The organism is Brevundimonas sp., from assembly GCF_036400995.1.
Lineage (GTDB): Bacteria > Pseudomonadota > Alphaproteobacteria > Caulobacterales > Caulobacteraceae > Brevundimonas.
The window spans coordinates 1-6,611 of sequence record NZ_DASWWG010000047.1; the positions used below are offsets into that span (position 1 = coordinate 1).

Consider the following 6,611-nt stretch of genomic DNA (forward strand, 5'->3'; position numbering starts at 1 on the left):
CCATGACCTTCCGCACCCTCGACGACGCCAAGGACCTCGCCGGCAGGACCGCGCTGGTTCGCGTGGACTTCAACGTCCCGATGGAGGCCGGAAAGGTCACCGAGGACACCCGCCTGCGCGTCGCCCTGCCGACGATCCAGAAGCTGCGGGACGCGGGCGCCAAGGTGGCGCTGCTGGCCCACTTCGACCGGCCCAAGGGCCAGCGCGTGGCGACCATGAGCCTGAAGCCGGTGGTGGAGCCGCTGGAAGAGCTGCTGGGCGCGCCGGTCCGCTTCGCCGACGACTGCGTGGGCGATGTGGCCAAGGCGGCCGTGGCCGACCTGGACGCGGGCGGGGTGATCCTGCTGGAAAACGTCCGCTTCCACGCGGGCGAGGAAAGCAATGACCCGGCCTTCGCCGCGCAGCTGGCGGAACTGGGCGATGTCTATGTGAACGACGCCTTCTCGGCCGCGCACCGCGCCCACGCCTCGACCGAGGGTCTGGCCCGCCTGCTGCCCGCGTATGCGGGCGAGTCGATGCGCCGCGAGCTGGACGCGCTGGACGCCGCCCTGGGCAATCCGCAGAAGCCGGTCATCGGCATCGTCGGCGGATCCAAGGTCTCGACCAAGCTGGACCTGCTGAAGAACCTCGTCGGCAAGCTGGACCGCCTCGCCATCGGCGGCGGCATGGCCAACACCTTCCTGTTCGCCCAAGGGCACGATGTCGGCGCCTCGCTGTGCGAGAAGGACCTGGCCGACACCGCGCGCGAGATCATGGCCGAGGCCGAGGCCAAGGGCTGCGAACTGCTGCTGCCGGTCGACGTGGTGACGGCCAAGGGGCTGACGCCGGGCGTGGAGCCGGACGTGCGCGGGCTGGACGCCATCCAGGCCGACGACCGCATCCTGGACGCCGGTCCCGAGACCGTCGCCCGCCTGATCGCGGCGATGGATGCGTCGAAGACCCTGATCTGGAACGGCCCGCTGGGCGTGTTCGAGGTGCCGCCGTTCGACCGCGCCACCGTGGCCGCCGCCCAACACGCGGCGGAACTGGCCAAGGCCGGCAAGCTGGTCGCCGTCGCCGGTGGCGGCGACACCGTCGCAGCCCTGCATCATGCCAAGGTCGCCGACGACATGACCTTCGTGTCCACGGCGGGCGGCGCCTTCCTGGAGTGGATGGAGGGCAAGCCCCTGCCCGGCGTCGAGGCGCTGCAGGTCAAGTAAGGGACAGAAGACATGGCCGGGACCATCACCATCGAGGATCGCGGCCATGTTCGCCTGATCGGGCTGAACCGACCCGAGAAGCGCAACGCCTTCACCTTCGACATGCTGGCGGAGTTGGCCCGGGCCTACACGGATCTGGCCGATGCGCCGGAGATCCGGTGCGGCGTGCTGTTCGCCCACGGCGCGATGTTCACCGCGGGACTGGACCTGGCCGACGTCGCCCCGCGCGTCGCGGCGGGCGACAGCATCACCGGCGGCGCCCGTATCGATCCGTGGGGCCTCTACGCCGAGCGGTGTCCCAAGCCGATGGTGGTCGCCGTGCATGGCAAATGCCTGACGCTGGGCATTGAGCTGGCGCTGGCGGCGGAGATCGTCGTGGCCGACGAGAGCGCGACCTTCGCCCAGATCGAGGTCGCGCGCGGGATCTTCCCCTTCGGCGGCGCCACGATCCGCATGGCCCGGGCCGGGGGCTACCAGAACGCCATGCGCTGGCTGCTGACCGGCGACGAGTTCAACGCCGAACAGGCTCGCCAGCTGGGGCTGGTGCAGGAGATCGTCGCGCCGGGCCAGGCGCTGGAGCGCGCCGTGGAGATCGCCCAGCGGATCGCGGCCCAGGCGCCGCTCGGTGTCGCCGCGACCCTGAAGTCCGCCCGCCTCGCCCAGCAGGACCCCGAGGCCGCCGCCTCGACGATCTACGACGAGGTCCGCGCCCTGATGGGGACCGAGGACGCCCGGGCCGCCGTCACCGCCTTCGTGAAGCGCGAAACGCCGGTCTTCACCGGCCGCTGAGGCCTTCACTGTAACAAGACGTGATGACTTCGTCCGCGTTCGGCGCTATGCCGCACGCAACTTACCAACTCAGGGGAAATGCGATGGATCTGGCGGCTCTGAATCAGGTGGCCGAAGCCATGGTCGCGCCCGGCAAGGGCATTCTGGCGGCTGACGAATCCACCGGCACGATCAAGAAGCGCTTCGACGCGATCGGCGTCGAGAACACCGAGGAAAACCGCCGCGACTATCGCGAGCTGATGTTCCGCGCCGAGCAGACGATGCGCGAGCACATCTCGGGCGTGATCCTGTTCGAGGAGACCCTGTACCAGGACGCCAAGGACGGCACCCCGCTGGTCGAGCTGATCTCGGCCGCCGGTTCGATCCCGGGCATCAAGGTGGACAAGGGCGCGTCGAAGATGGCCGGCTTCCCCGGCGAGACGGCGACCAAGGGTCTGGACGGCCTGTCCAAGCGCCTGCGCGCCCACTACGAGCGCGGCGCCCGCTTCGCCAAGTGGCGCGGCGTCATCGACATCGCCGACGGCATCCCGACCTGGGGCGCGATCAAGACCAACGCCCACGCCCTGGCCCGCTACGCCCGCATCTGCCAGCAGGAGCAGATCGTGCCGATCGTCGAGCCGGAAGTGCTGATGGACGGCTCGCACGACATCGCCCGCTGCGATGAAGTCACCCGTCAGGTGCTGCAGACCGTCTTCAACGAGCTGGCCGAGCAGCGCGTGGCGCTGGAGGGCATCATCCTGAAGCCGAACATGGTCATCTCGGGCAAGGGCAGCGTCCGTCAGGCGACCGTCGATGAAGTCGCCGAGCGCACCATCGCCTGCCTGAAGGCCACCGTGCCGTCGGCCGTTCCGGGCATCGCCTATCTGTCGGGCGGCCAGACGGACGAGCAGGCCACCGCCCACCTCGACGCCATGAACCGCATCGGCGGCTTCCCCTGGAAGATGACCTTCTCCTACGGCCGCGCCCTGCAGGCCGCGCCGCAGCGCGCCTGGTCGGGCAAGGCGGAGAACGTCGCCAAGGCCCAGGCCGCCTTCCACCACCGCGCCCGCATGAACGGCCTGGCCTCGCTGGGTCAGTGGGACGCCAAGCTGGAAAAGAAGGCCGCGTGATCCGGACGCTGCGCGCGGGCGTGGCCGGGGTGATCCTCGCCGCCACGCCCGCCGCGGCGCTCGCCCACGACACCTTCCTGACCTCGTCCGGCCGTCTCGTCGCCGGGCAACCGATCCTTCTGGGCATCGGATCGGGGCGCTTCCCCGACATCGAGACCGGCCTCCGCCCGGAGCGCATCGCCCGCGTCAGGGCCCGCGCGGCGGACACCCCGCTCATCTCCGCCCCGGCGACCGGGGACCGCATCACACGACTGACCCTGGACTGGCCCGCGGCGGCGCCCGCGCACCAGAACGGGATCGTGGTCGCGGTGGACCTGACTCCCATGCCGATCCGTGTCGGCGCGGATGAGATCCAGCACTATCTGGATGAGATCGGCGCGCCCCCCGATGTGGCCGCCGCGGCCCACGCCGCGGTCGCCCGCGACGGCGCGATGCGCGAGACCTACACCAAGCATCTGAAGCTGCTGGCCTGCATCGCGACCTGTGACGGCCTGGCCCCGTCCCGCCCCACCGGCGCGGCGCTGGAGTTCGTGGCGGCTGACGAGGGCTGGCGGCTGCTGGAGAACGGTCAGCCCCGCGGCGGACAGGCGGTCTTCGTCTCCACCCCGTCACAGGGCCGCCGACGGCTGACCACGGACCGGTCGGGCCTGATCGTGCTGCCGGCCGACCTGACCGGTCCGGTGTTCCTGAGCGCCGTTGCGCTGACGCCTCCGGCAGAGCCGGGCGGGCCCTTCACCAGCGACTGGGCGACGCTGACGATCGACGCCTCGGTTCGCTGAGCCCTACCAGGCGCCGTAGGTACGCTGCAGACGATAGCGGACGTCGCGGGCGTTGCGCTCGGCGTCATCGACCTCGCGCTGGGCGCGGCGCCACTCGCGTTCGGTGTCGTCCCGCTCGCGCCGGATTTCCTGGATGCGATTACGGATCTGGTCGCGCTGCTCGTCCGTCAGCCCGTCCTGGCGAAGCTCGGCCTGTTTGGCGACGATCTTGTCGTCCAGCTCTTCCAGTCGGGCGCCGAGGCTGTCGACCGTGCTGCGGGCGTTCGAGATCGCCTGCTCGGCCGCATAGACCAGTTGGCCATCCTGATAGGCGGGCAGGAAATCCTGCTCCAGATCGCGGGGACAAACGCCGTTGTAGGCCGCGCCGCTGCGCCCCTGTGCAAAGCCGTTGGGCAGGGTGCAATAGCGCACGACACCCTGCGCCCAGCCGGCGCGATAGGCACTGTCGTCGGGGGTGATGCCGTGCTTGCTGCAGGCTTCGGCGTGCTCGCCCAGACGGCTCTGGGCATACCCCGCCGCGCCGTCGGAGAAGCCACGGCCGCTCCAGTCGCCGGCCAGACATTCTTCCTCGCTCATCGTGGCGCAACTGCCCAGCAGCGCGCTGGCGACGATCAGAACCATGCTCAAGACGGCGATACGCATGGGAAGCCCTCCCCCGAAGACCCTCGATATTTACCATTTCCCGCCCGGAATGGCTACGCTTCGGCGCGGGCGCCCGGTTTGACCCCGCCGCGCCCGCCCGTGCTAGACCGGCACGGGTGGAGAACCCGGTGGCCGACGACCTGCAACTGACAGCCGAAGACGACGACGCGACGGTGCTGGAAGCCAGTATCGAGACGGCCGGCGTTCGTCTGGACAAGGCGCTGGCGGAGGTCTTCCCGGACCTGTCGCGGGCGCGACTGCAGGCGCTGCTGGCCGAAGGGGCGGTGACGTTCGAAGGACAGCCGGTCTCCGGCGGCTCATCCAAGGCCCGGCCGGGCCGGTACGCCATCACCCTGCCCCCGGTCGCCCCCGCCGATCCCCAGCCCGAGGCTATCCCCCTGACCGTCCTCTATGAGGACGCCGAGCTGATCGTGATCGACAAGCCCGCGGGGATGGCCGCCCACCCGGCGCCGGGATCCGAGACCGGAACGCTGGTCAACGCCCTGCTGGCCCATTGCGGGGACAGCCTGTCGGGCATCGGCGGCGTCGCCCGCCCCGGGATCGTGCACCGGCTGGACAAGGACACATCCGGCGTCATGGTCGCCGCGAAGACCGATCGCGCCCACGCGGGCCTGTCGGCGCTGTTCGCAACCCACGACATCGAGCGCACCTACATCGCCCTGACGCGGGGCGCGCCGAGCCCCGTGCGGGCGCGGATCGAGACCCTGATCGGCCGGTCGTCTTCCGATCGGAAGAAGTTGGCCGTGCTGAAATCCGGCGGCCGCAACGCCATCACCGACTACGTCGTCCAGCGCACGTTCGGCGAGCCCGCCCGCGCCGGCGGGGCGCCCCTGGCCGCCCGCGTCGCCTGCACCCTGCATACGGGACGGACCCACCAGATCCGGGTGCACCTGGCGTCGAAGGGCGCGCCGATCCTCGGCGATCCGGTCTACGGCTCCGGCAGCCCGGCGACACAGGTGCGCGCCGCTATCAGCGAGGCGGGCCTGACCCGACAGGCGCTGCACGCCGCCGTGCTGGGCTTTGTGCACCCCGTGACCGGCGAGGCATTACGGTTCGAGACCACGCCGCCCGCTGACATGCAGTCGCTCGAAGCCCTGCTGTCGGCCCTGTAGGGGCCCGCTGATGACCGACCCCGATATCCATGACCGTCCGGAAGCCGGTCGCTACGAGCTGGAGATCGACGGCGAGATCGCCTTCGTCAGCTACAATCTCTCGCCGCCCAACCTGATGATCACCAAGACCTGGACGCCGCCGCGGCTTGAGGGTCGCGGGATCGCCAGCCGCCTGACCCGGCACGTCCTCGCCGACGCCCGCAGGCGCGGCCTGCTGATCCTGCCGGTCTGTTCCTTCTTCGCCGCCTATCTGCAGAAGCATCCGGAATTCGCGGACGTGACGCACCCCACCTACCGGGACATCCTGGGTCTAGATAGTCAGTCTTGATTCAGGACTGACTATCCGCTATAAGCTCCCTCGACCGGCGTAGTGGCGCCCGGGCAACGGTCACGCTTTCGTGTGACAATCCGCCCCTGACAAAGACGGAAACCCGTTCCCATCTATCCGGTTGAGGGGTGAGGCGTCGGCGCACATTCGGTGGCCGATACCGATGGACCCGCTCGGAAATACGGTCGGAGGGACCACGAATATGGCTTCCAATACTACGCTCGCGGTGATGTCGCCTGAACAAGGGCTGTCGCGCTATCTCACGGAAATCCGCAAGTTTCCGATGCTGGCCAAGGACGAGGAGTTCATGCTGGCGAAGCGCTGGACCGAGCACCAGGACCCGGAAGCCGCCCACCGTCTCGTGACCTCGCACCTTCGTCTCGTGGCCAAGATCGCCATGGGGTATCGCGGCTACGGCCTGCCGATCGGCGAAGTGATCTCCGAGGGCAACGTCGGCCTGATGCAGGCCGTCAAGAAATACGATCCGGACCAGGGCTTCCGCCTGGCGACCTACGCCATGTGGTGGATCCGCGCCTCGATCCAGGAATACATCCTGCGCAGCTGGTCCCTCGTGAAGATGGGCACCACCGCCGCGCAGAAGAAGCTGTTCTTCAACCTGCGCAAGGCCAAGA

8 protein-coding genes are annotated in these 6,611 nt (G+C 69.5%); 7 read left to right on the forward strand and 1 reads right to left on the reverse strand.

Annotation, left to right across the window (positions count from 1 at the left end):
• Positions 1-2: 2 nt before the first annotated feature.
• From VGE03_RS06440 to VGE03_RS06455, 4 genes are all read left to right on the forward strand, one after another.
• Positions 3-1,199, forward strand: a complete 1,197-nt coding sequence (locus VGE03_RS06440) for a phosphoglycerate kinase (protein WP_331045649.1) — start codon at positions 3-5, stop codon at positions 1,197-1,199.
• A gap of 12 nt (positions 1,200-1,211) precedes the next feature.
• Positions 1,212-1,988: a crotonase/enoyl-CoA hydratase family protein gene (locus VGE03_RS06445; RefSeq protein WP_331045650.1), complete on the forward strand. Its 777-nt coding sequence runs from the start codon at positions 1,212-1,214 to the stop codon at positions 1,986-1,988.
• Between the two features lie 83 nt (positions 1,989-2,071).
• Positions 2,072-3,097 (forward strand): class I fructose-bisphosphate aldolase, encoded by a 1,026-nt coding sequence (locus VGE03_RS06450; protein WP_331045651.1) that lies wholly within the window; start codon positions 2,072-2,074, stop codon positions 3,095-3,097.
• Positions 3,094-3,876, forward strand: a complete 783-nt coding sequence (locus tag VGE03_RS06455; protein ID WP_331045652.1) for a hypothetical protein — start codon at positions 3,094-3,096, stop codon at positions 3,874-3,876. Before VGE03_RS06450 ends, VGE03_RS06455 begins: the two co-directional genes overlap by 4 nt.
• Positions 3,877-3,879: 3 nt before the next feature.
• Here the strand turns inward: VGE03_RS06455 and VGE03_RS06460 are convergent, their stop codons facing one another.
• Positions 3,880-4,518 (reverse strand): DUF2799 domain-containing protein, encoded by a 639-nt coding sequence (locus VGE03_RS06460; protein ID WP_331045653.1) that lies wholly within the window; start codon positions 4,516-4,518, stop codon positions 3,880-3,882.
• 140 nt (positions 4,519-4,658) lie between these two features.
• On the opposite strand from VGE03_RS06460, the gene VGE03_RS06465 reads away from it, so the two are divergent.
• From VGE03_RS06465 to VGE03_RS06475, 3 genes are all read left to right on the forward strand, one after another.
• Positions 4,659-5,651, forward strand: a complete 993-nt coding sequence (locus VGE03_RS06465) for an RluA family pseudouridine synthase (protein ID WP_331045656.1) — start codon at positions 4,659-4,661, stop codon at positions 5,649-5,651.
• Between the two features lie 10 nt (positions 5,652-5,661).
• The gene (locus VGE03_RS06470) at positions 5,662-5,979 is read left to right on the forward strand and encodes a GNAT family N-acetyltransferase (protein ID WP_331045654.1); all 318 of its coding nucleotides are present in this window, start codon (positions 5,662-5,664) and stop codon (positions 5,977-5,979) included.
• A 163-nt stretch (positions 5,980-6,142) separates the two neighbouring features.
• Positions 6,143-6,611: RNA polymerase factor sigma-32 (locus tag VGE03_RS06475; RefSeq protein WP_414644901.1), on the forward strand; the 469-nt coding region annotated here is incomplete at its 3' end.

What these genes read in the sequence shown, in the direction of transcription:
- VGE03_RS06440 (WP_331045649.1), top strand. Translation starts at nt 3, where the DNA reads ATGACCTTCCGCACCCTCGACGACGCCAAGGACCTCGCCGGCAGGACC.
- VGE03_RS06445 (WP_331045650.1), top strand. Translation starts at nt 1,212, where the DNA reads ATGGCCGGGACCATCACCATCGAGGATCGCGGCCATGTTCGCCTGATC.
- VGE03_RS06450 (WP_331045651.1), top strand. Translation starts at nt 2,072, where the DNA reads ATGGATCTGGCGGCTCTGAATCAGGTGGCCGAAGCCATGGTCGCGCCC.
- VGE03_RS06460 (WP_331045653.1), bottom strand. Translation starts at nt 4,518, where the DNA reads ATGCGTATCGCCGTCTTGAGCATGGTTCTGATCGTCGCCAGCGCGCTG.
- VGE03_RS06470 (WP_331045654.1), top strand. Translation starts at nt 5,662, where the DNA reads ATGACCGACCCCGATATCCATGACCGTCCGGAAGCCGGTCGCTACGAG.